The organism is Burkholderia territorii (assembly GCF_001718335.1).
Lineage (GTDB): Bacteria > Pseudomonadota > Gammaproteobacteria > Burkholderiales > Burkholderiaceae > Burkholderia > Burkholderia territorii.
The window spans coordinates 2,631,839-2,656,520 of the sequence record NZ_CP013366.1 but is presented as its reverse complement, the minus strand read 5'-3'; the positions used below and the strand labels follow the sequence as shown (position 1 = coordinate 2,656,520).

Below are 24,682 nucleotides of genomic sequence, written 5' to 3'. Positions count from 1 at the left end.
CCAGGGCCGGAATCGAACCGGCACGCCTTGCGGCGGGGGATTTTGAGTCCCCGATTTTTGGATTTTATCGGTTGTTGTTGGACAATTAAAAAGTCATAAGCTATTGATTTTAAACTAAACGTAGTCTGATGTTGTCTTCTGTTGTCCGACGCCATTTGGCGATAAACTGTGCACAGGACTGTCAACAGTAGGAGTCGGGGACGGTGAAGAAGGTCGTGCCTTTGCGCGAGGCGGTCGCGCTTATCAAACCGCTGCAGCTCATGACGCTTGAGTCCGTGCCGCCGTGTGGCTCTCTCGCACTGTGGAAATCTGGGCGGGGTGTCTTGTCGTTCTACTGGCGTGTCACGCTGGACGGTCGGACCGACCGGTACGCAATTGGCCTTTACGACTCGTCCGCACCGCCGAAGAGTATCTCTCGCACCGCAAAAGGATTCTCGCTAAACGCTGCCCGCGCGGCGGCGGCAGCCATGGCGGCGAAGCATTACGAAGCACGAAAGGAGGGTGGGTATCGGGCTGTCGTGGCTGGTGAGAAGGCAGTGGAGCAGGCGCGGCGAGATGCAGCTGCAGCGGTGGGATACACGCTCGACAAGCTCTATGGCTTATATGTCGAGCAGCTCGCGAAACGGAATTCGGAGACTGCGAAACAGGCCAGGAATCTATTCGCCAAGAACGTGCGCCTAGCGTTTCCGGGAGTCGCGGAAACGCAGGCGAGCAAGGTTACCAGCGGGCAGATTGCCGATGTGCTCAGGCCACTTTCCTCGGTTGGGAAGCGCAACACTGCGCGTAAGCTGAAGGCTTATCTCAGTTCCGCGTACGAGAGGGCCAAGAATCCCGAGCAGAACGCAACCGTCTCGGAGGAACTGGCGAAGTTCAAGATTAAGTACAACCCGGTCTCCGACGTCGCGGGCGTCAGGCAGTCTCATGGGGCGGACAAGAACCCCTTGATGCCCGATGAGATGAGGAGGTACTGGAGAATCATTGACGTACCAGGCGAAGAGGCAGCGTTGCTTCGCTTGCACCTGATGCTCGGAGGGCAGCGCATCGAGCAATTTGTGCGCATGCGCAACGAACACGTTCAAGACGACCTGATAACGCTGATAGACACGAAAGGCAGGTCGGGGACTAGCAGGCCGATACATTTGCCGCGTATTCCTGTCATTGACGAGGCGCTTAAACAGCTTACGCCAAGCGGAGATTTCGCAATTACAGCTTCTCCCGGACGGCACCTAAGTCCGACGACGGCGCGAGTCTGGGCGAAGCGGGTCGTGGGTGACCAACTGGATGGATTTGAGCTCAAACGTATCCGTTCTGGCGTCGCGACTCTGTTGGCGAAGCTTGGCGTGAGCTCCGAGATACGCAACCACTTGCAATCGCATAACCTCACCGGTGTAGAGCACCGGCACTACAACAAGTACGACTTTTACAAGGAGAAGAAAGCGGCGCTTGAGCGCATGCACAAGTTCCTGGTGTCCGGGCGATGACTTCGTTGTCAATGCGCTCCCCAGGGGAGGCCGTTCACTGTTCGAAGCAGTTTGGGCTTTCGCCTTTGTGGCGCAAGGTATCGGCCCGTCATGCGTTATTACAATCCGGCCGATAAAGAGCTGGTGGCAGCAGTTCAGCAACCGGTGGGTTCGGTCCGGAGCTGGCGCGGTGGCGGCCTGACCACTGGCTTCCCTTTCAGAGGTTGCGATGCGTGGCCTTTGGGCACTCGCCCTCGATGCATCAGTCGAAGCAACCGCGTTTTCTCAAGACTTCTCAGCCAGTTTGAGAACTCTCAAACTGGCTGAGCGTGGCGCCCCCGATATCAAAACAAGATGCGGTGGCATTCCCGCTGCGAGGTCGGTCAAGGTGGTGATGATTGCGGAACAGTGGCGCTTACCGCCCTTCCGCGAACCCAATTTTTCATGGTGGTCACGGTTCTCGGCTCCAGCGGACATTCGGCGCCAGGCAGCGTGACTGTAGCGCCACAGCGGACTGGCTCAATATAGCTTTCGGCCCCCTTAAATTTTGGCGGAAATCGGCTTTAGACGGGCGGCGAGTCCGTCGATAACGGGACAGGAAAGACGTGTTTTTTTCTGTTCCCTCCCAACCGCAGGAGCCGCCGTCATGCCCAAACTGACCCAAGAACATCGCCGTGCCATCTGCTTCCAGGAGGCTGGTCGCGCCATCATTCACGCTCTGGGGGGCGCGCGCGTGTATCGTGTAGCCATTGCCCCGACCGGTAGCAACGCGTGGTGCTATCAACCCCGAAAAGGAGGGGAGGTCGTCGACCGGCTCGGCGTCTGCGAAGCGTCGGACGTGCCGACGGTGACGATGAATATCCATTGGGATGAAGAGGCGCGACGGTACGTCGCCGACCGCGATGGCTTCGAGTGGTACGTGGACCTAACGCGTGGTGTTGCGTTGAAGGGGCAACTGCCGGCGTCGCCGCGCGACCACCAGGAGGAATGGCACCGCTTGGTGCGAGCTCATCTATGCAGCCGGCTGGCCGGCCCGGTGGCCGGGCACGTCTACGCGCAGCGTGCGTTTGAAATGGAGGCAGCCAAGGCCGACGCCGTGTTCGAGCACGACCTGGCGGTTGCCGACGGGATGGCGCAACTGTTGCCGCCGGGCGCCCTCGAGCATCTGGTCAGGGTCACCGACGAGACCTTGCGCACGCCGCCGGTCTGGGCAAGGGTGACGGCGCTCGCGGAGGCGCTAGAGCGTGACGGCGATATCGCCGACCAGCTCAACGACTATCTGCCGGAGCCGTTGAAGGGGTGGCCGGCGGCGCCAGTCATGGCGGCGGAGGGGGCGCCGGTGCTGGGTCGGCGCCGTTGAGACGTAGTAACGAAGGTACCCATCACGCCGGGCACGGCAGTACGGCGGGGCGCGGCGAAATGGGCGCCGCGCGTCGCGTGGCATCCGTGCGCGCAGCTTGGCCAGAAAAGCTGCCGCAGGCCCGCCGTGCTTAGCGTGCCGATTCGCACCACTGAATCACGCCTCTCCTTAACCAGAAATGGGACCGGCATCCGACTGTGCGGTCAACGGAGGGTGAAAGGCTCGGAAGACGTGTGCGTTTCAGCGTCAGGGTCCACCTCGGCCGTTGCCCTTCAATCATCGGCAGCTGGATGGTGTCGCCACACCCACATGGGCAGCGGAGGGCTGCGAGCCAGTAGTGACCACTCTCGCCGACCGCATACAGCTTATGAGCCTGGAGTTCATCAGGTAGGTCGGCAACGACGGCCACTGTGTATCGGCCGCGCCAGCCATCGATATAAGAGAGGGCGCGACTCCAGAGTTGCAACAGCAGATTCGGCATTTTTCAAAGGCCCATAATTCCGAGGAGCGGCTCGTTCGCGCCGAACCCGATGCGTTTCGCGAACGCGGCACACGTCTCGCCGTCATCTTGATAGCTGCTCGCAAGCGGGTCGGACAGGCTGATGCGCCACTGCGCGAATTCCGCATTCGGGTCTACACGGTATGGCGCCAAGCGCGCGAGTAGCTCGTTGACAGCGTACGCTGCAATCAGCATGTTGAGCGAGATAACGGCAGGACGGTCGACCTCTGCACCCTTTACATAGCCAGCCTTCACCATTTCCCTATATCGCTCGGGCTCGTGCCTTTTCATGAAAGCGGCATCGAGGTCCGCCTGGGAGTAAACGCCTCGGCTCATCAGGCTTGAGCCGCCTGGCAGCACCGTATGGACGGCGCCAGTAACTTGGTCGACATTACCCTTACCATCCGCATCGACGCGGACACCCATGTCGATGAGCGGAATCAGGAAGTGCGACGCGATTTTGTTGAGGATATGCCGTCCATCAACCGAGTCGGTGCAGCCGAAAAGAATGTCGCACTCGCCGAGCGCGAGAATCGTATCGCGGTCGCTGATGTCGTTGGGAAGCGGGCATACCTTCGTGCCGAGGTCCATCTCCAGAATTGCTTCGCGAGCCCGTTCGACTTTCAGGCGTTTTTTGTCCGCGTCTGAACCGCGCGCGTTCAGGACGCGATTGAGGTTCTTTCGCTCGAGGTGGTCCGGGTCGACCGGCACCAGTTCGCCCACGCAGTTACGCGCGAGCTGCTCGAGAACGATACTGCCGGTGCCAGAGGCGCCGACCACGCCGATGTGCAGGTGTCGCAATGTGCGATACGTTCCTTCACCAAAGGTCTGGATTAGGCGTGTTGCGTGCTCGGGCGGTTCCGACTCATCGAGGACATGCTCGCCACGGCGGCAGAACTCGAAATCATCCCCGGCGATACGAAACAGGTCGATAGGCTCGCCGAGGATGCCGTCACGGACATGGCGGCCGAGAAGCCGCCCGTCGGGGAGCATCACGACGCTTGCGCGCGTGTCGATGTTGTCAAGGATGTTGTCGACCGCGGAGAAAAAAGACCGGTCGGACTCGTCGTCGTATCGCGAGAATTCCGGATAGCCCCCCGGGTGGCTGTGAAACTTAACCACCGTCAGGTTCTTTTCCATCGCACGGTTTAGCGCGGGAAGCACGGTTTCGACGGACCAAGCGACAGCATCAGGTTCGCGTACGCGGCACGCATCGTACGGAACCAGCACGACTTCGTGCACAAGCAGCTGGCTACGTCGCACGCCCACCACCTGGCCACACAGCGCGATGGCGACCGCCTCCTTCCCGTCGCCGGGAAAGAGGTGTTGGTACAGCTGCGCGCGGTGCTTGCCGGACATGGCCAGCACCGAAAGTCGGTCGTTTGTGGTCATTTCGAGAGCTCCGCGCGCAGGAAATCGTCAACCAGCATCAGGTGCGTTCCCACGTTGTCGATGCCCTGCCGCCACGGACTGTTTGCCGTGCGGTGGCGCGACCAACCCTGCCACGACTTGCCCTCGAAGTCATTGGTCACAAGCGAGCGAATTGGTTTGCCGTCGTTCCGTGCGAGCGCCGGATAGAAATACACCATGTCAATCTGGGTGTCCGGATAGCCGTGGGGAAGAATCACGAACATGTCGACTTTCGCCGGCGTAAATCCGGACGGTGGCTCGAACCCGCGTACCACGATGCGTTTAATTTCAGACTGTGTGACGGCTTCCCACGTATAACCTTTGCCATTGAGGAATTCGACGTCTTCCTCCAGAACCGCAAAGTCCGCGCGGACCGGCCCTTCCCCCTCCTGTACCTCTTTCGGGATGGTCGCGAAGCGCTCCACGCCGCGGGTGGTGAAATCAACGGTCTCGTTCGGCGCGACCGGACGCATCTGCCCGTGGACCTTTTCCGACAGCAGGTAGCCGGCGCTAGTTTTGCCGGCCAGCCCCAGAATCTGCTCGCCGGTCATGTGCGAAACGTCGACGACGTAGTATTGCTTGTCGATACGAATCCGGTACTTGTGTCCGTGGGGAACGGGTTGCTTTTCCCGGACATGGATTTCCACGTCGATGATTTCCTCGCCGTCGCGGCCAGCCGCCCCGACGATGATGGTTTCTTCAATGCGTTGCTCGTTTGCAGACATTTCAAACTCCGTTGCGTCGGATTGACAGGCGCCGTCGGGCGATGTTGACGTTCGGCCGGCTAGGTGCCAGACTCTGTCTTACATGTGAAACAGTCTGGCACGATGTGTTTCTCTAGTCAAACGAAATCTGTTGCATATATAAGACGGGAGAGAAATGGAACATGTGAAAATGGATGTGCTGGCCCAGCACATTCTTCGGCGGAGAGATGGTCGCGGTATTCGAGAGGCAGCCAAGGAGGTTGGCATCAGTCCTGCGACTCTTTCCCGCGTTGAAAACAGGAAGGTTCCTGACCTGGAAACCTTCGGGAAAATTTGTGCGTGGCTGGGCGAGGACCCTGCAACCTTCCTTGGCTTGGTGCAGGCATCCTCATCGGCGCCTCGAGCTCAGGTTCATTTCAAAAAAGAAGTGGCGATACGCCCGGAGAGTGCCAAGGCGCTGAGCGAGATGATTGTTCTCGCTCAGGAGGCACTTCTGAAGGAAGAGGTCTGAGCATACTGTGCAGCGTGGATACAAAGCCTGGTGCGAGCGGTTTTCAGCCGACACTCGCCGCGAGCTTGGTTTGCCCTCGACCGCGCCCTTGGGCGCTCGGCAACTGTCGGCTCATCTGGGAATCCGTGTTTGGACGCCTGACAACGTTCCCGGGTTGTCGCCTGAGACTAGGGCGGTGCTCCTGCGCAATGACGGCACGCCGAGCTGCTGGTCTGCAGTAACGCTCGTCGTCGGCGAAAAAACGCTGGTTATTCTGAACTCGTCGCATTCGCCCGGGCGCCAGGCGAGTGACCTAATGCACGAACTCGCTCATCGCATTCGCAACCATGAACCGGAAGAGATGAGCATCTCCTCCGAAGGCCTGATGTTGTTGAGAGCGTATGACAAGGAGCAGGAGGAGGAGGCTGACTGGTTGGCAGGTGTGCTTCTGCTGCCGCGGGACGCACTTGTTCACATTCGGCGGCAAGGGATGTCTGACGATGACGTCATCGCAGATTACGGTGTGAGCAAGAGGATGTATACCTATCGCGTGTCGATGACCGGCGTCAACCGGCAGTTTCGGTAAGCCGGCCAAATCATCGCGGGCGACGCGGGTCGTCCAGCCTTCGCTGTTCGGCGCAGCCGATATCACGCGGCATCGTCAATTTTGAGACCTCTCAATTTGGCGATACCGCGGGAGTCCGACATTTCCTGGGTGTCGCTGCTGACAATTCTCAGTCAATCTCCCCCGGCTTATGCTTCCGGCCGTGGCGAGGTGCCCGAGCGGGCCCGTAGGGCCTCGTAGAGTTGAGCCGGCCCCAGCAAGATGTCTTTCAGGCCGTCGCGCACGCGCGGCGAGTCGAGCGCCTGCTTGCTCATGGTGGTATGCGCATCGAAGGCGTCGATGATGGCGCGCATCAGCGCATCGGTCAGGTCGGGGGAATTGGCGAACTGCTCTTTGCTGTTGCTCGCGGCTTGCTGCACCAGCAGCTCGTTTTCCAGCAGCTTGCCTTTGAGCACCCCGTTCACGTACACGAGCTGGTCGTCGTCGGTCAGCGCGCCGTCGAATAGGCCGTTGACCTTCTGGATGATTTCATCGAGGAACGCCTTTTCCTTGTCCTGGACCGCGCCGCTGCCGACCGCATCCATAGGCGGCAGCTTCGGCGCTTCACCGTGACCGAGGTTCAGGGGCTGGCGGCCAGTGTTTCTGAGACTGTGGTGCGTCAGCGTAACCTTGGACAGGTCCACGGTGTCGCGCTCACGGCCGAATTCCAGCAGCGGGATGAGGCGCTTGTAGAACAGGAAGCGCTTTTCGATATCGGTATTGCCGTAGTCGAAAATCTGCGACAGGAACGCGTAGAGACGCACGAACGCCCCCATGTCATTCTTGAATAGGACCAGCGCGTCGAGCGTGTCCTTGGCGGCCTGAGCGGCCTTGTCGTCGTGCTGCGCCTCCGCTGCCGCCTTGTCCTGCTGTGCCGCCTTGTAGCGCTTGAGCAGGCGGTCGGCCACCGGCGCGATGGCGGCCTGCAACTGCGCCTGGGTGCCTTTCGGGTCCAGCTCCACCTTGACCACACGGTCAACCTCGAAGTCGTCGTAGTATCCCGCGGCGTCGAGCTTCGCGCGCAGGTCGTAGACGTGATGCGGGTCGGTGGTGGTCTCCAGTTCCGCGGTCTCGTAGTACGTCTTGAACGCCTTCAGGACTTCGCCGGCTTCATTGACGAAGTCGAGGATATAGGTGGTGTCCTTGCCCGGATGGGCCCGATTGAGGCGCGACAGCGTTTGCACCGCCTGGATGCCGCCGAGCATCTTGTCGACGTACATCCCGCACAGCAACGGCTGGTCGAAGCCCGTCTGGAACTTGTTGGCCACCAGCAGCAGGTGATAGTCGGGCTCGGCAAACGCATCGCGGATGTCGCGCCCCTTGAGGCCCGGATTCAACTCCTTGCTCGTCTCGGTCACTGGTGCCGGGTAGCTCTCGGGGTCGTCGATTTCGCCGGAGAACGCAACGAGCACGCCCAGCGGATAGTTCCGCTTTTCGATGTAGGCGCGAATCGCCTTCTGCCAGCGCACCGCCTCCTTGCGGCTCGCTACCACGACCATCGCCTTGGCCTTGCCATCGAGCAGCGGCTGCACGTTCTCGCGGTAGTGTTCGACGACAATCTGCACCTTCTGCGCGATGTTGTACGGATGCAGCCGGACCCACTGCATGATGCCCTTCATCGCGGCGCTGCGCTCGACTTCCTTCTCGTCGTATTCCTGGCCGTCGTGCGCAAGCCTGAACGCGAGCTTGTAGGTCGTGTAGTTCTTGAGCACGTCGAGAATGAAGCCTTCCTCGATAGCCTGGCGCATCGAATACACATGAAACGGTTCCGGCAGGCCGTCCGGTCCCGGCCGGCCGAACAGCTCCAGCGTCTTCTGCTTGGGCGTGGCCGTGAACGCGACATAGGTCAGCCCGTTGGCGCCGGTGCGCGCTTCCATCTGGGCGGCCAGCAGTGCCTCGGTGTCGATTTCACCGCCGTCCTGGAGGTCGGCCCATTCCTCGGCCGACAGCAACTGCTTGAGCTTGGCCGCGGCCTCGCCGGTCTGCGAGCTGTGGGCCTCATCGGCGATGACCGCGAAACGCTTGCCCTCGGTCGCCGCCAGCTCTTGCACGGCCTGCAACGCGAACGGGAACGTCTGGATGGTGCAGACGATGATTTTCTTGCCGTCTTTCAGCGCCTGGCCGAGTTGGGCACTTTTGCTGCCGTGCTCGTTGGTAATGGTGGCCACCACGCCGGTGGTGCGCTCAAAATCGAAGATGGCTTCCTGCAGCTGGGCGTCGAGCACGGTGCGGTCCGACACCACGAGGACGCTGTCGAACAGCTTGCGGTGGTTGTCGTCGTGCAGGTCGGCAAGGAAATGTGCCGTCCAGGCAATCGAATTGGTCTTGCCCGAGCCTGCGGAGTGCTGAATCAGATAACGCTGACCAGGTCCCTGAGCCAGCACATCGGCCACGAGCCTGCGGGTCGCATCGAGCTGGTGGTAGCGCGGAAAGATGACGGCTTTCAGTTGCTTCTTGTCGTCGCGCTTGCAAATCAGGTAGCGATGCAGGATGTCGAGCCAGCTGTCGCGTGCCCAGACCTCTTCCCACAGATAGGCGGTGGCGAAACCATCCTGATTCGGCGCATTGCCCGCTGCACCCTGGTTGCCACGGTTGAACGGCAGGAACTGGGTGGCCGGCCCCGCGAGCCAGGTGGTCATCATGACTTCGGTCTGGCTCACTGCGAAGTGTACGAGGGCACCACCGGGGAAGCTGAGTAGCGGTTCGACTTGCCCGCCCTTGGGCTGCGGGTGCCGGTCGAAGCGGTACTGGTCAACTGCGTCCTGCACGCTCTGGGTGAAATCGGATTTCAGCTCGGCGGTCGCGACTGCGATGCCGTTGACGAACAAGACGAGGTCCAGCGCGTCCTGTGGTTGGCTCGGCGAATGCCGTACCTGACGCACCACGCGCAGTCGATTGGCCGCGTAGTGCTGCTGGATGACCGGGTTGATGGCCAGCGCGGGCTTGAACTGCACGAGCGAAAGCGGCTCTTTCAGGCCCAACATCTCGATGCCCCGGCGCAGCACGTCGAGCGTGCCACGCTCATTCAGGCTCTTGCGGACCCGTTCCGCCAGGCGCTCGTGTAGCGCGGGACCGTGAGTCTTGTTCAGGCGCTGCCAGGTGTCGGACTGGGTGGCTTCAATCCATGCCAGCAGGTCGGGCATGAAGAGCGCATTGGTGCGGTCGTAGTGCGCGGCATCGCCTTCGGCGTAGAGCCATCCATTGGTCGCGAGAGACTGGCAGATTTCGGCTTCGAAGTGATGTTCCTGGTGCAGGTTGCTCATGGATGGCCCCGGTGCATTCGATATTGTTCTTGGGTAAGGCGTGTGGACTGGCCGTTCAGCCTTCGGTGTAACTGCGCTGCAGCAGCGGTTTCGCGCGCTCCAGGTCGGCCTGCGTGCGTAGTGTCAGTTCGACGTCGCCGGTTCCCCAGTGACCGATTTCACTGACGTCGCGGCTGAAACCGTCCTCCAGCGTGACGGATGTCGGGTCGAGCTTCAGCATAACCAGCAGCCGGTTCGGATAAGCAATAACGCAGGCGAAATTCTTCAGGCGCCGGAAGGCCGTGTAGAACTTCAGGCGTTTTTCCTGTACGTCGTCGCCCAGGGTGGTCAGATAGCGGGTTGTCTGCGCGTACAGGTCGCGAATCTCGGTGGACGCGAGGGAAAGCTGCTCGTCCAGCGACTTGTCCTTGCCGCTCGGCTTCAGCTTATCCGGCTCGGCGGGCATATCGGCCGATACAGGCTTAACTGCTGTGGCATCCGGGACGCTCTGGGCGTTGACCAGTTCGAGCAGCAACAGGTCGTCACCGAACAGCTTGTAGCGGAGCAGCTCGATATTCCGCGGAATCTGCTGGACGGCATGTTCGTCGTAGCGCGTGAAATCGGCGGCAATGCAAAGCAGGCGCGTGCCGGTCCACTCGATTTGCTCGGCGACATCCTTGCCGAGCTTTTCCATCACGAGCCACCGGAACTCGGCCTGATGGTCGAGCAGCCAGTCCAGATAGAACAGCCCCTGGTTGATGACGTTCTCGTTGCTGTGACGTTTGTACTCAATGATGACGGGGCACCCATTCTCGTCCAGACCCAGCGAGTCAATCCGACCTCGATGGGTCTTGCCAGTTGCGTATTCGCTGGCGAGGAAGCGGACGCCGAGAAAGGTTGGCATGTTCGCTTCGATGAGGCCTTGCAGCCGCTTTTCCAGCTTCGCGGCCTGGCCCGGTAGCTCGCTCACGGTGCCATTGGAGAGTCGAAAGAGCTGGATGTCGCTCATGCGGCCAGCTCCTCGGGCGCAGCATTGCGTACGTCGATTTTGCCGGTGACGGCGGCGGCAATCAGAGCACTGCGGCGCTCCTTGAGTAGGTCAATGGCCCGTTCGGCCTCATCTTTGAGGCAGTCAAGTTTGTCGATTTCGCGGTCGAGAAATTCGACAATTGCTAATTGTTCATCCTCTGGAGGGAAGGCAATTACGCATTCACCAAGCTCTTCTGCGTTCAGGTGCGGTTGAGCTGCTCTCATCTTTTTAAGGTCAATCTGAAAGTCCTTTAAGTACGAGCTAAGCAAAACATACTTGGCGAAACGTGGTGCACACGAATGCAAGCGAAGCACCATATCGAACCCTGCGATGGAACCCTCATAATCACTTTCGACGAGACCAGAATCTCCCGTATATGCACCGCTTCGAACAACAATAATGTCGCCATTCTTCAGCCAAACAATGCGCTGACGGGGAATGTCCATTGGGTCAACGTACACCAAGCCATCGCGAAATATTTTTCCCGCATGCACGTTTGTTGCACGGATAAGGGGCACCCCTTCCTCTCTGTACTCTGGTGGCTCTCCAATTCCGTATCGAATGCTTCCGACACGTTTAATCGCGCATAGGTGCCAGTGGGTCGGCACCTCCCCCAGCCATGCAACGCTAGAATCCTTCATCGGCGCATCGGGGTTGAGGCCACGGGTGACGGCGTGCGAGATGGTGGCCTGGCGCTTTTCTGCAAGCAGGGTGAGGAGCTTTTCCTGCTCGGCAATAAGTATCTCGATTTTTGCCGTCTCGCATCGGAGAAAGTTGGCTATACCGCGCTGTTCGCGAAGCGGCGGCACCACTACTTGCAGGTCACCTAAGACTCCCATTCCGATGTTCTGTTGCGTACCAAAACTCCAGTTGAGCGCGATGGCTTCCTGGAAATTTGACGAGCGCAAATAGTTCAATGTAAAAAACGGGTCGACAATATTTTGATTGCAGCGAATTGCTGCTAACGGCGACCAGATATTGAATTCCGCTTCGCACTCGACAATTGCTGTAACGCCCGTCGTTGCGCCAGATTTGATGATGTAAATGTCATGGAGTCTTGGTTTATATTTTGAAGAGTAGCGCTGATGGTCTTGGTCAGAGATGTACCCGCGAATCTTTCGAAAATCTATATTGCCGCTTGACACGGCCTCAGCCGAGACGAAGGGGATTCCCTCATCAAGAAACTCTGGTGTTTCATGAGGTCCGTCCGTAATTGGGGTTTCAAGAACGTGTTTGAGCGCTACGACTTGCCAATGGCCCGGAATTTTTCCAAGCCATGGCGTACCGCTATCCTTATATTCTAGGTAACTTGGCAAACTCATTCCGCCAGCTCCTCAAGCATCTTCATGATGTTGGCCGACACCGCCTTCAGTTCTTCGTCAATCGTATGCAGGTCGCGTGGCGGCTCGAACACATAAAAGTGCCGATTGAACGGAATCTCGTAACCGACCTTACTTTTCTCTTCATCAATCCAGGCGTCCGGCGCGTGCGGCAACACTTCCCGCGCAAAAAAGGCATCGATATCTTCGGCGAGCGGCACGTTCTCGGTATCGCGCAACGCGCTGTCCGCTTGCGGCTTGCCCTTCTGCTTGCCCTTGAGCCCAAGCACGACTTTGCCCTGCTCATCACGTAACGGGCGCTCCACGGTAATCGTCGTGTAGCCGAAATCCTGGTTCCGGAAAATCCGCGAGATTGGCACGGACTTTACCTTGCCGCCTTCCGGCACAGCCGGCGCATGGCTGCCTGACGGCACGACCCATTTGCCAGTCTCCGCGCCCTCCGCATCAAACACGGTTGTCATTTCAGCCTCGACGAAATTGCCGAACAGGCGCGTGACGGTCTCGATGTGCTCGTCGGACATCTCCTTGCGCTTGCTGCCCAAGCTCTTGCGCATCTTTTGCCAGAAACTCGACGCATCGATGAGCTGGACGAATCCCTTGCGGGCTTCGGGCTTCCTGTTCGACAGAATCCACACGTAGGTCGCGATACCGGTGTTGTAGAACATGTCGGTCGGGAGACCCACGATGGCTTCCACCAGGTCGTTCTCCAGCACGTAGCGCCGGATTTCGCTCTCACCGCTGCCGGCGCCGCCGGTGAAAAGCGGCGAGCCATTCAGCACGATGCCGAAGCGGCTGCCGCCATCCTGAGCCGGGCGCATCTTGCTGATGAGGTGCAGCAGGAACAGCATCGAACCATCCGACACGCGTGGCAGGCCAGGACCGAAGCGGCCGTCGAAGCCTTTGTGCTCATGCTCGGTGCGGACCGACTTCTCGACCTTCTTCCACTCGACGCCGAATGGCGGATTGGAGAGCATGTAATCGAACTTGCGTCCGCCATGACCGTCGTCCGACAGCGTGTTGCCGGCGACGATGTTCGCAACGTCCTGCCCCTTGATGAGCATGTCTGCCTTGCAGATGGCGTACGACTCGTCGTTCAGTTCCTGCCCGAACATGGTCAGGCGCGCGGCCGGGTTGTGCCGCAGTAAATGTTCGCCAGCCACAGACAGCATGCCGCCCGTCCCGGCCGTCGGGTCGTAGATGGTCCGTACCACCGCGTTGCCCGACTCGAGCACGTCATCGTCCTCGATAAACAGCAGGTTCACCATCAGGCGGATGACCTCGCGCGGGGTGAAGTGCTCCCCGGCCGTCTCGTTCGAGATTTCCGCGAACTTGCGAATCAGCTCCTCGAACACCAGTCCCATCTGGGCGTTGTCCACCACAGCCGGGTGCAGGTCAATATTCGCGAACTTCTCGGTCACCAGGTAGAGCAGGTTGGCCTTCGCGAGTCGTTCCACCTGGGTGTAGAAATCGAAGCGTTCAAAGATGTCGCGCGCAGCGGGCGAGAACGCTTGAATGTACGCGTACAAGTTCTGGCGGATATGGTCCTGGTCACCCAGCAACTTGACCAGGTCGAGCTGGGAGGTGTTGTAGAACTTGGTGTCACCGACGACACGCAACAAAAAGGGCTCAGGATTGAGGCCCATCTTCGTTTTGGCTTCGAATTCGGCGAGCACGGCCGCCTTGGTGGATTCGAGTACGCAATCGAGGCGCCGCAGCACGGTAAATGGCAGGATGACGCGGCCGTACTCGGATTGCTTGTAATCGCCACGCAGCAGGTCCGCAACGGACCAGATGAAAGACGATAGCGCTTGTTGGTTCATTTCGTTGAAAGCCGGTACGTGCTTGTTCGTTTTTTAGGTGCCGAGCGCCAGAGGATGAACCACGGGTTGCGTCATTCCGGCATCGACGGGAAGTGATGTCGATTTTACATTGGGCGCTCGCACGGTGATTCACCGGAGGCTGCCCGCGTCTTCGCGCAATGAGCAGCGCCGCCTGCGAAAAATCTGCCGCACCCCGGGTGACGATGCCCGCAGAGGCGGTTGTCTTAAGCATTCTCAGGGGTTTTGAGAATTCTCAACCCCCTGGAGGTGGTGGAAGCCGACCGAATACCGGGTCTACGGTCGCAGTTTTGGCGGCACCAGAGTGTGGTTGCAGCGTCTCGCGGAGTTGGTCGTGCCTCCACAAGATGTCCTTCAGGCCATCACGCACGGGCTTCGAATCGAGCGCATTCTTGCACTTTGCGGTATGGCGTCGCCACATCCAAGCGGACGGCGCAGAGTCCCGCCACACTACATGCGATTGAACTGGCTCTTGAGCAGTGTGCCCATCCGTTCCGCGCCATCGTTGCTGCGCAGTCCCGCGTAGTGCTTCTCCACGGTTTGGGTCCGGTCGTTCAGTACCAATGCCGCGGTTTTGTAGTCACCGCCGTCTGCCTTCAGGATTGAGGTCGCGACCAGGTGACGGAACGCATGAGCGCTGATGCCGGCGCACCGCGGAAGGTACTTGCCGGTGAGCTCGTAGACGCGTTTGCTCAAGTCGGCCCACGGCACATGGCCTTTCTTGGCACCCCGTTTCCGTGTCAGGAAGACCAAGTCGGTTGGCGCTTGCAGCAGCGTCGGACGGTAAATGAACAGATATCGTTCAATGTCCGGCCACGCGCTTGGCTGCACCATGCAGTCGTAGTTGTGTTCGCCAGCAGCGCCGCGGCAATTCTTGAACTTCGTTTTGGGTATCCGTATCCACCACGATTTATCCAGACGTTGATACAGTTCCCCCGTGTTGTCTGCACACCAGGTGAGGTGAGCGAGATTACGCCGGCGCAATGGATTGCTGGCCAGAGTTTTGACGAGAACCATGTCGCGAGCCCAGATTGCTTCCTTTCTCGGTTGGCCAATGGGACGGTCGGCCCGCATGCGCTGAATCATGTCGACGACCACGTCCATCGGTTGGGGCAATTCAATGAAATGCCTGATGGGTTCGAAGGAGTCCCGGGACACATCGATTTCATTCCGATAGCTCGCGACAAGTTGCCGGGTGAGTTCGAGCTGGCGTTCGCACATCACCTCCCAGTCGAGGTCTTGATACGCGCTTGGCAGGGTGGACTGGAACTCGGGGCGTTGCCACAGATAGCCGAACCGTGGCCGCACGAGTGATGCCACGAACGCGAGAAACTGATTAACGCTTTGATTGCGTTTGCCAATACGCGACCGAGTCCAGTCGAGGAACGCCTCAAGGTAGTCTGGCACGGCAAGCCAAGCGAGCGTCTGAATAGCCTGCTCGGCGAGCCCGATGCCGCCCTGGTGGGAAGGGATGGTTAGCCAGCCGAGGTACGCCGACGTTTTCATCCAGGCGATTCTGGCCGACGCGACCTCCTGCCCCTTGTAGAAGGCCCACCAGTTGGCAGCGGTTTCAGGAGTCAGCGGACACGGTGAAAATCTCCATTGTCCGCGTTCAGTACGCTTGTACGGCGGTACAGCCGCCGTCTTGTAGCGCAGATATTCCATCCATTGCCCGCGTAGTGGCGACTCCTCGGTGGGCTTGTAACGGAATGCGACCTTGGTGAGCTTTCCGATGGTTTCGTTGTATGGGATTGGCGCGGGTGGTCCGCCGACAGCAACCTTGTGGCCGGAGACCTTCATGCCGGAGAGGTTGAGCAGGCTATTGCGCTCCAGCCCGAAATAGGCTTCAAGGCGAAGGATATATCGGGCATTGCTGGCGCGAGGCGTCTTGCCGCGAAGCCATCCCCAGAGCATGCTCTTCGGCACCGCGGCATCTCTCGCGACGCGCGCGACGGACTGGTCGTCCAGAACGCTCTTGAGTGCCTGCATGAAGGGAGTGCCATTGTCCTGGTCGATGGCCACGCGGGTGTCATGCTCAATAACGAACTCCTTCCACGGCCGAAGCGCGGACCGCGTGTTCGTAATGTTTCTGGCGGAGCGCCCGACCGCCTGCAGGGCGGTGACAAAGCGCTCGATAGCCTCGGGATAACGCATGCGCATCTCGTCGCCAATTACGTCATCTTCGGTCAGGCAATTCGCTCGGAGGAAGGCGCGCAGCGCGGAGACGCGGTTCGCGGCAGTTTGCTCGTTGAGATTCTCGAGTTGCACTTTGCGGGCGTGGTCGTCCAGCATGATGCGGTAGGTAAGGGGTACGGCCATACGGCTCCCTGGCGCACGGCCCCTCACGCTGCTCGTCTGCGATGCTGTTAAAGACGATGGAGTGAAATACCTGCAAATCCTATAACTCGATGATTTGTCGAGTTTTTGCGTGGTCATGGCGCTCCCCCCTTTTGGTTGGAGGGCGGCGCAATTGCAGGTACTACTCCGGCGAAAAAGAGGGCTGGCAGAAATCTGCGTCGCGAACCGTATAGCTCAACACGTGGGGCATGTCTGGATATAATTTCTCTGGCTACGGGGAAATCAAAACAGAAGCGCGGGGCGACTATGGGCGAAGGGGAGTGGTTTACGAGCTTCTGCGGCAAGCTCCGAATCGACAAGGGCAAGCGCGAATCCATCGCGTACCGGACCGGCCGCATTGTTGGGCAGCTGAACAGCGACTTGCGGAAGCTGGATTCCAAGTGGGCCAACCGGTTCTATGTCGGCTCTTACGGCCGCTACACGGCCATTCCGAGCGTCAGTGACGTTGACCTCCTGTACGAACTGCCTGCCCACCTGTACAAACAATTCGACGTCTACATGTGGAACGGGCAGTCGTCCCTACTCAACCTCGTCCGGAACTCCATCGGCAACACCTACCCAACCAGCGCGGTCTCCGGGGACGGCCAGGTTGTCGTGATTTCGTTCACAGACAATGTCCGGTTCGAGATTCTGCCGGCATTCGCTAATCAAGGGGGCGGGTACACATTTGCCGATTCCAATCAGGGGGGGAGCTGGAAAACCTGCAAGCCGAAGCAGGAGATGGAGGCATTCGCCAACCGCAATGCTGCGTGCAACGGCAACCTTGGCGAACTTAGCAGGATGGTCCGGGCATGGCGGGACACCAACAACGTCGACCTCAGCGGCATGCTCATCGACACACTGGCCTACCAGTTCATCGGGGCGTGGCAGCATCGAGACAAGTCGTACCTGTATTACGACTTGCTGACGCGTGATTTTTTCCAGTACCTCGCAGGACTTGACCTGAATCAGACGTACTGGCTGGCGCCGGGTAGTGGTTCCTACGTTTACCGGGGGCAGCCGTTTCAGTACAAGGCCCGCTCCGCTGAGTTGCGCGCACGCGAGGCAATCGACTACCAATGGGTGGGCTACAACTGGTCGGCCCGCCAAAAATACCGGGAAATCTATGGCACTGCATTCCCCGAATGACGCGCAGCCGGAGGTGACTGTCGCAACGCTCGAGGGGCAACTCCGGGAGATGTATGGGCGCGCCGCCTACACGCACAAGACGCATGAGAAGATGGCCGACCGGTATTTCACCCGGTACAGGATATTCAAGACGACGGAGATTGTGCTGTCAGCCGCAACGGCATCCAGCCTGCTGTTGGCGGTGCTAGGTGATACGCATCTGGGCACTATGGTCGGTGCAGGACTGTCGGCTGTCCTGCTCGGCTTCACCTTGTATTTCAAGGAAGCTGGGCTCACAGAGAAGGCGCAGAAGCACTCGGAGGTCGCCTCGAATCTGTGGGCGATTCGTGAGGCACTGCTTTCCTTGTTGGTCGACATGAAAGACGGGCGCGACGTCGAGCAGATACGCGGCGAACGTGACCGAATCAACGAGCGGCTCACTCAGATTTACGCTTCGGCGCCACGCACTGATAGGCCTGCCTATCAGGCCGCGCAGAAGGCCCTCAAGGAGGCGGAGGAACTGTTCTTCTCAGATGATGAACTCGACCGCATGCTGCCACGTCAGTTACGAAAGTCTCAGGGCTGATGGGCAAATGTCTTCAGCGTATCGCCCAGCGACAACTAGGAGCATGGCCGAGGTTTCCAGTCTGGGCGCAGTCGCGAGCCATACGACGTTTTTGTGCGAGAGGGACCCTGAGTGTAGCGTCGGAGTGAGTCCATCGCTAAGGGAGGAGTGAGCAACGCGAATCACCCAGTGTGAACCTATTCAAGCACCTATCCGCTTGCCCCGAGATTTACTGGCGCGTTGTCGAGGGTTTCATTTCGGGGCAAGCGTGCCGACGGGGCGGAGGCTGTAATGCTTCGTTAAATTTGGCTAGCCCGTTATTTCTGACAGCTTTTTCCTCTCGGGGCAACGCTTATCAGAAAATCGAGTAACTCAACATGGTTGTGCGGAGGTCGATTTAGGGCGCATTTTGTAGAGTCGCGCATGCTAACGAAGGACGGGAAGCGACCAGCCGTTTCAATCCTGGATGGCGCCGGAGTCGCTCCGCTGCTTGTTTTGGCGTTAATTGAGGTAAAAAATACCAATATTGTCGGGGTGAGGGATTAAGAAACGTCGAGTCGGAAAATGGTGCCGGTTTTCGGGCTGCTGTTTTTACGTTTGTTATCAAATCGGATAGGTCGTTGTGGCAAAATCTCTTTCGACCTTTCGCGCCCCCTCCGATTTATGTTCATTTTTTCCTCCAGAGGAGATATTCGAAATGGGTAGGTTGCCCAATTCGTTGATGCTCGACGCGGGTATCGAGCAGACGAACCGAACGCTCATCCTGGACACTCCCCTCGGGGCGAAAGTACTGTTACCGCAGCGCGCTATCGGCGAATCGCGCATGGGCCGGGATTTCGAGTTCGCAGTCGACGTCGTTTCCCGGGAGCAGGCGCTCCAGTTGAAGACGCTGATGGCGCAACCCGTCACGTTATGGGTGCGTCAGGCCGACGATTCGTACCTTCCGTGGCACGGTTACGTCCATGCGACGCGACGCCTCGGAGCGGATGGGGGACTCGTTTACTACCAGCTTTCGTTCTCGTCGTGGATGCGCTTTCTGCAGTACCGCAAGGACGCGCGCATCTTCCAGGACCTAACGACTGCCGACATCCTGACTGAAGTGTTCAGCGGCCATTCGCAGGCACGCGGTCACTTCCGGCTCGATGTGAAAGACGCGGGCGCGGTTCGCTCGTACTGTACTCAGTACGAAACCGACCACAATTTCGTCCATCGGTTGATGGAGTCGGAGGGATGGTTCACGTATGTCGAGCACGCAGAGGACGGTAAGTCGCATACGGTTGTCGTGACCGACGACCTCTTCAATTGCAAGGCGCTTGCTACCCAGCGAGTACCGTTCTACCGCGGCGACCAAGACGGTCAGGCCGGCACACTCGTCGAATGGAGCGGCGAGCGTACGACGCAAAGCGTCGGATATGCGTTCAGCACGGCGGATTACAAACGTCCAACGCGCGCTTTGCAGCGGGCGGACCGGTCTACGGTCGACCAAGGCGATATCCCGCAGCAGCTGGAAGTCTACGAATACGCGGGCCACTATAGTTTCCCGGTTACCGGCGAATCATACGACCGTGGCGAGCGTGCCATGCGTATTCGCCTTGAAGAGATGGCCGCGCGCAGCAAACGGTTTTTTGGGGTGGGCAGTGTGCCGTGCATGGACGCCGGTCGATGGTTCACGCTCGAAGACCATCCCGAGCACGAAGCAGACAAGCCTGAGGACCGCGAGTTCGCGATTCTCGGCGTGCGTTGGGCTATCCAGAACAATCTGCCGCTGGGCAACAGCCGTCCCTTCCCGGGGAGCCTGCAGCGGCGCTTGTCGCGTCTGCGTGCCGAATACAAGGACCGGCAGGCCGCATTCGTGTCCAAAGACCCGTTAGGTAATGAAAGCTTTGTGCTGGCCGAAATCGAGGTCCAGCGCCGCTCGGTGCCATTCCGCAGCCCGTTCGAGCACAGAAAGCCGGTCATGCACATGCAGACGGCCACTATCGTGGGACCGCCGGGTGAGGAGGTGTACACAGACGAGTTGAACCGGGTGAAGGCGCAGATGCACTGGGACCGTCTGGGTAGCAATAACGAGACGTCATCGTGCTGGATGCGCGTGATACTGCCGCACGCCGGTAAAGGGTTCGGTGGTGTGTTCGTCCCTCGAATCGGGCAGGAAGTAGCCGTCAATTACCTCGACGGGGATTGCGACCGCCCGGTCGTCAGCGGAGTGCTCTTTCACGCTGTCAACACGCCCCATTGGCATTCGAACGGCCTGCTGTCCGGTTTCAAGTCGCAGGAGTACAGCGGGCAGGGTTTCAATCAACTCGTCTTCGACGATTCCACGTCGCAGAACCGGGCGCAGCTTTTCAGCTCGACGGCGAATTCGTATCTGCACATCGGCTATCTCATCGACCACAGCGGCAATACGCGCGGCAACTACCTTGGCGCGGGATTCGAACTGAAGACCGAGGCGTCAGGCGCACTGCGGGCCGGACGCGGGCTCTACGTGTCGACCTACGCCCGCGGCGGTACGTCGAGTCAGCCGCTGGATGTGAAGGAAGCCACGCAACACCTTATCGATTCGAGCGGCGTGATTCAGCATCGCTCACTCGCGGCAGCTGACGGCAAGGCCGAGACCCTGGACGATGCACAGGACGCCATCAAGGACTTCGCTGCGACGACGCAGAGCGACGCGCAGGGCTCTATGGCGGGCGGCAGGACAGCCGGTGGCGGCACCGGAAGCGCTAATGCGTTTTCGCAACCTGTCATGTTGCTTGCGAGCCCAGCTGATATGGGCCTGTCGACGCAGAAGTCGCTCCACGCAGCAGCCACCCAGCACGTCAATCTGGTCAGCGGAGAGAGCACCTACGTTTCGGCGGCCCGGTCGTGGATTGCCAGTATCGGCGAGAAATTGAGCTTCTTCGTGCAGAACGCCGGTATCAAGCTGTTTGCCGGCAAAGGCAAGGTCGAAGTGCAGGCGCAGTCGGACAACATCGAGCTTACGGCAGACAAGACCGTAAAGGTCGTATCCACTTCCGATTCGGTGAACGTTACGGCCCAGAAGGAAATCACCCTCACCGCCGGCGGCGCAACGATTCGTATCGCCGAAGGCAAAATCTTCATCCATGCGCCGGGACTGGTGGAGGTCAAGGGCAGTCCGCTCGTCTTCGATGGCCCGGCGGGCGATAACGCGTCGGCGCAACTCGCACCTTCAAAGTCGTGCGCGCAGCAGTTCGCAGCCGCAGCGCAGGCCGGCTCGGCACTCGTGTAGGGCGGTCGGCATGGTTCACTACGTTATCGTTGAAGTCGTCAACGGAAAGCTTGAGCTGCCCGGCGTGCCGCCGGTCTATGAAGTCGGTGAGTTGGTTCCCGCGGCTCGTCCCGAGCTCGAGGGCGTGGCTCCCGTGCTGTACTGCGCCGAGCATCCCGAGCTGCAATTGCCAGCGTTGAGAGAGCGCGCCGAATCGGACCTGGAGAATGGCTTGCCGCCGGTCGTTTGCGCCATTGTCAAATGTGGCAAGGCAACGGGCCGGCTACAGGAACATTTGGCGGACCGGTTGATACTGCCGGCGCCGACTTCTGGCGATGCGGTCTTCCGCTACTACGACCCGCGCGTGTTTCCGCACCTGCGCCGCATCTTGAAAGCCGAGCAGATGGGCGCGCTTCTGGGGCTGGTTGAAACGTGGACGTACCTCGACCCTATAGGCGACTGGGCGGTGGTCAACGGCGTCACCGAACCGGAAGCCGCTTTCTCCGTTACGGCGGACCAGCACGCGCGAATCGCGCGCATTGAGCTGGTTCAGCGCGCGCTGGACCTGCTTCGGCGCAACGGTACGACGCTTAGCCCAGATATGCCTGCGTTGCTCGACGCACAGTGTGCAAAAGGCGAAGCTCATGGACTTGCCGGCGGGGACCTGCTTGCTTTCGCACTTCACGGCACACTCGTTTCCCCATACTTCGACCGCCACCCTCGTGTGCAAACGGTCTTGCAGGCGCCCCAAAAGAGCCCGTATGCCGAAACGGTCGCGAGCTGGAGCGCAGCAGACTGGGAAACGATTGCGCGCGAAAGCATCCAATATCAATGAGCCCGAGTGGCGGCACGAAAGAGATAAAGAATGGCACTCGACACGAGTTTTGCGAATATTGCCCAGCTCACGCAATCTGCGATGCAGACAAGCTCGCGTGCGCCGAATTCATGCAACATGTGCAAGAAGAAGGGATTGCCGATTCTGCCCGTCCGCTACGGGGCCGTGGCCAATTCGAAGGCTCACAGCTCTGCCGGTGCGATGACCCTCATGGGCGGCAAGTTCGGTGACGGCGTCGTCAGCATTGCGCTCAAGAAGGCGAAGTACACGCTGCGCACTCTGCGCTACGGCTACGTGTATATCTTCTATCCGAAAACACAGCGATGGCAGATATATGCGGTTACAGCGGAAGGATACTTGTACGACTATCCGGTCGGCATCAACCTTGACCGTAGTTTCGAGAAGCCGTTCAGCTGTCATCAACCCGGGCACGCGCAATTGGCCCAATGCATCACCATTGAAGACGCCGAACATGCTGGAACCGTCTATCTGGCGTTCAGCGATGAGCTTTGGACACAGAAAGTCCGCGACACCTACGCGAAGAACTTCATGGGCTGTCGTGACAAGCGGATGCAGAAGTTCGATGCGACTGGCTGGTATAACGGCAGCATGAATCAGCCGCACGCGGATAGCCTGGACCACCTCGAGGGGCTTCTGAGCGAATACAAGGGCGGCCGCCCCGATGCGCTCATCACCGGTTGCTTCCCATACCATGACCGTGCCGGGCAGCAGCCGGCCCTGAAAAAGGCGATGGATTCCATCCTGCCGAACAAGGGACTGTTTTTTGCGTTGTGGGACCCGGTTGGTATCACGCAGGAGCTCAACTTCGAGCAGCGCGTCGCTTTCGGCGCTGCGCTTGCACCGTATGAACACGGCATCTGGGCCGCCAGCGCAATCGACGCGCTGCAAAAAGCGGTCGCAGTATCGGCGAAAGAGGACGTCGAGCGGTTTGCCTACCTGCAAGAAGTCAGTGCCTATAACGGTTCGGGCGCTGGCTCTCTGTTCGATGGTGGCAAGGCGCTGGAGAAACGGCTCAAAAGCATTGATGCGCAGAAGGAGTCTGAGCTTGCAACGGCCGGACCGGAGGCATGGAAGCCCTATACAACCCATTATCGGCAGCAGGCTATCGTCGACTTTCGGCAACAGATGGCGAACGCGATGAAGTCGGAGCAAGCGAGCACGCTTGTACCACTGTCGCAGGACCATCAGGCGTGGCTGTCCAGTTCAGCATTGTTGAATGTTTTCGAGTCCGATTACGAGCCGGGAAGCTGGCGATGCGGGCTGAACTATACCAACACATTTACACGATGCATCGAGGGTTCGGCTGACCGCAAGAATGCCGTCGATGCGCTCGTCAAATGGGCTAACGGCAACGTATCCGATACCCGTAATCCGCTGTTGCGGGCGTTCGTCCTAAACAGCCCGGTGCTGGCTGAGAAGGTCAAGGAGGCGTCCGGCTATCCGTACATGGAACTGAGGGAGTTCGTCGCGAAGCTCATAGAGTCGTACAGCAAGATAGAGGGCGTGGAAGAGTCGAAGGATAAGGGCATCAAAGTTGCTGTTGCGAAGGCGTTAGCATGGCTTCTCCATGAGACGGGTGGGCCCGTGGCCGAAGCTATCAGCGCGAGTGTAGATACGGCGGCGGCCAAAGTGCTTTATGCAACTCTGTGCATGCGGACGAAGCAGTTGTTCGAGTTTAAGGCGGTATATGGTTCGGCAAACCAGTGGGTGAACTACATCGCCCGTCAGATGCAGGAAGTGATGCCGGGCCGGCAGAAAATCAGTGTCCAGGACCTGAAAAAGCAGCTTCAGGACAAAGCCAATGCAGGCGGAGGCGCCGACCCGCAAATTAAGGCGAAGCAGTTCGTGCCAGTCGAAGGCCCGGCGACAGAGGCAGCTGCCCTGGCTGGCGTCAAAGCCAAACCCGGTTTCGAGAAATTGGCCGGTGCGACGTTGACACCCGACGTGGTCGAGACGATTTACATGCCGAAATTTCGGCTCATGACGAAGGGGGAGCCTGGGTTTGCGGGCATCGGGGCGATATTCAGTGCTATCAATCTTCGCTTTGCTCGGGAAGAATTGAAGAAGGCGAATCGGTTCAATCAATCGGAGGCCGGCATCAAGTTCAACAACGCCATTGGTGGACTCGTGGCGAGTGTTGCGCAATATGGTTCGGCTGCAATTGACACCGTCGGAAAGGCTGGGGCTCAGTTGGGTACAGGCTGGCTTCGACTAGAACGTTTCCTCAACGTCGCGGGGAGGTACGGCGGCGCGGTGGTTGGGCTCGTGTCTGCTGCGATTGACATCTATCATGCCGTGCAGGATTTCAAGGAAGGTAATGTGACGATGTTTATCCTGGATGCCGCATCAGCGGTTGTCGGTCTTGCTCTCGCTTACTCTGTCATATTCCTTTCGGCATCCGCTGCAGCGGTCGTGGCCCTGCCGCTTCTGCTTATCGCTGCCCTTATTGGTATCCTCATCAACTACTTCAAGGGTAAGGAAGTGGATGAGTGGCTTGAACGATGTTTTTTTGGGCTGAAAGAGGCTAAAGAGCGGTTCCCCACTCTGGCCGAAGACCAAAAGGCATTTACGGCAATGCTTTCGTGATGGA

At 59.2% G+C, this 24,682-nt stretch carries 17 protein-coding genes; 9 read left to right on the top strand and 8 right to left on the bottom strand.

Annotated features, from left to right (window positions below; all coding sequences use genetic code 11):
- Positions 1-203 precede the first annotated feature (203 nt).
- Both WS51_RS22785 and WS51_RS22780 read left to right on the top strand, forming a co-directional pair.
- Positions 204-1,481: a tyrosine-type recombinase/integrase gene (locus WS51_RS22785; protein WP_060304629.1), complete on the top strand. Its 1,278-nt coding sequence runs from the start codon at positions 204-206 to the stop codon at positions 1,479-1,481.
- A 625-nt stretch (positions 1,482-2,106) separates the two neighbouring features.
- On the top strand, positions 2,107-2,820 hold the full coding sequence (locus tag WS51_RS22780; protein ID WP_069229805.1) for a hypothetical protein: 714 nt from the start codon (positions 2,107-2,109) through the stop codon (positions 2,818-2,820).
- 130 nt (positions 2,821-2,950) lie between these two features.
- Here the strand turns inward: WS51_RS22780 and WS51_RS33240 are convergent, their stop codons facing one another.
- The 3 genes from WS51_RS33240 to WS51_RS22770 are packed head-to-tail and all read right to left on the bottom strand — an operon-like array spanning position 2,951 to position 5,454.
- Entirely contained in the window at positions 2,951-3,301 is a 351-nt protein-coding gene (locus tag WS51_RS33240) for a ubiquitination-like system serine protease family protein (RefSeq protein WP_081085726.1), read from the bottom strand.
- A gap of 3 nt (positions 3,302-3,304) precedes the next feature.
- Entirely contained in the window at positions 3,305-4,711 is a 1,407-nt protein-coding gene (locus tag WS51_RS22775) for a ThiF family adenylyltransferase (protein ID WP_060304623.1), read from the bottom strand.
- Positions 4,708-5,454 (bottom strand): multiubiquitin domain-containing protein, encoded by a 747-nt coding sequence (locus WS51_RS22770; RefSeq protein ID WP_060304620.1) that lies wholly within the window; start codon positions 5,452-5,454, stop codon positions 4,708-4,710. The genes WS51_RS22775 and WS51_RS22770 overlap by 4 nt, the downstream gene beginning before the upstream one ends.
- 154 nt (positions 5,455-5,608) lie before the next feature.
- On the opposite strand from WS51_RS22770, the gene WS51_RS22765 reads away from it, so the two are divergent.
- Together WS51_RS22765 and WS51_RS22760 are read left to right on the top strand one after the other, a co-directional pair.
- On the top strand, positions 5,609-5,944 hold the full coding sequence (locus tag WS51_RS22765) for a helix-turn-helix domain-containing protein (RefSeq protein WP_060304617.1): 336 nt from the start codon (positions 5,609-5,611) through the stop codon (positions 5,942-5,944).
- Positions 5,945-6,119: 175 nt separating this feature from the next.
- Positions 6,120-6,509 carry an ImmA/IrrE family metallo-endopeptidase gene (locus WS51_RS22760; protein ID WP_230964609.1) on the top strand — a complete coding sequence of 130 codons (390 nt, stop codon included), beginning with the start codon at positions 6,120-6,122 and terminating at the stop codon, positions 6,507-6,509.
- Positions 6,510-6,676: 167 nt separating this feature from the next.
- Here WS51_RS22760 and WS51_RS22755 read toward each other — a convergent pair whose 3' ends face one another.
- The 5 genes from WS51_RS22755 to WS51_RS32910 form a co-directional block, all read right to left on the bottom strand.
- Positions 6,677-9,790, bottom strand: a complete 3,114-nt coding sequence (locus WS51_RS22755; protein ID WP_069229804.1) for a type I restriction endonuclease subunit R — start codon at positions 9,788-9,790, stop codon at positions 6,677-6,679.
- A gap of 55 nt (positions 9,791-9,845) precedes the next feature.
- Positions 9,846-10,778, bottom strand: a complete 933-nt coding sequence (locus WS51_RS22750) for a DUF5655 domain-containing protein (protein WP_060304608.1) — start codon at positions 10,776-10,778, stop codon at positions 9,846-9,848.
- A complete protein-coding gene (locus tag WS51_RS31370; RefSeq protein WP_081085725.1) occupies positions 10,775-12,121 on the bottom strand; it encodes a restriction endonuclease subunit S in 1,347 nt (448 codons plus the stop codon). The genes WS51_RS22750 and WS51_RS31370 overlap by 4 nt, the downstream gene beginning before the upstream one ends.
- A complete protein-coding gene (locus WS51_RS22735; protein ID WP_060304601.1) occupies positions 12,118-13,959 on the bottom strand; it encodes a type I restriction-modification system subunit M in 1,842 nt (613 codons plus the stop codon). The genes WS51_RS31370 and WS51_RS22735 overlap by 4 nt, the downstream gene beginning before the upstream one ends.
- A gap of 468 nt (positions 13,960-14,427) precedes the next feature.
- Positions 14,428-16,296, bottom strand: coding sequence for a site-specific integrase (locus WS51_RS32910; protein ID WP_236872375.1), 1,869 nt, complete (start codon positions 16,294-16,296; stop codon positions 14,428-14,430).
- A 285-nt stretch (positions 16,297-16,581) separates the two neighbouring features.
- Here WS51_RS32910 and WS51_RS22725 point away from each other — a divergent pair, with 285 nt between their 5' ends.
- The 5 genes from WS51_RS22725 (at position 16,582) to WS51_RS22705 (ending at position 24,678) form a co-directional block, all read left to right on the top strand.
- Complete coding sequence (locus WS51_RS22725; protein ID WP_060304598.1) at positions 16,582-17,463, top strand: SMODS domain-containing nucleotidyltransferase; 882 nt, start codon at positions 16,582-16,584, stop codon at positions 17,461-17,463.
- Positions 17,441-18,028 carry an SLATT domain-containing protein gene (locus WS51_RS22720; RefSeq protein ID WP_060304596.1) on the top strand — a complete coding sequence of 196 codons (588 nt, stop codon included), beginning with the start codon at positions 17,441-17,443 and terminating at the stop codon, positions 18,026-18,028. The genes WS51_RS22725 and WS51_RS22720 overlap by 23 nt, the downstream gene beginning before the upstream one ends.
- 676 nt (positions 18,029-18,704) lie before the next feature.
- Positions 18,705-21,257 carry a type VI secretion system Vgr family protein gene (locus WS51_RS22715; RefSeq protein WP_060304592.1) on the top strand — a complete coding sequence of 851 codons (2,553 nt, stop codon included), beginning with the start codon at positions 18,705-18,707 and terminating at the stop codon, positions 21,255-21,257.
- A gap of 10 nt (positions 21,258-21,267) precedes the next feature.
- Positions 21,268-22,071, top strand: a complete 804-nt coding sequence (locus WS51_RS22710) for a DUF4123 domain-containing protein (protein ID WP_060304589.1) — start codon at positions 21,268-21,270, stop codon at positions 22,069-22,071.
- Positions 22,072-22,101: 30 nt separating this feature from the next.
- Complete coding sequence (locus tag WS51_RS22705) at positions 22,102-24,678, top strand: T6SS effector BTH_I2691 family protein (RefSeq protein WP_060304586.1); 2,577 nt, start codon at positions 22,102-22,104, stop codon at positions 24,676-24,678.
- Positions 24,679-24,682: the final 4 nt, after the last annotated feature.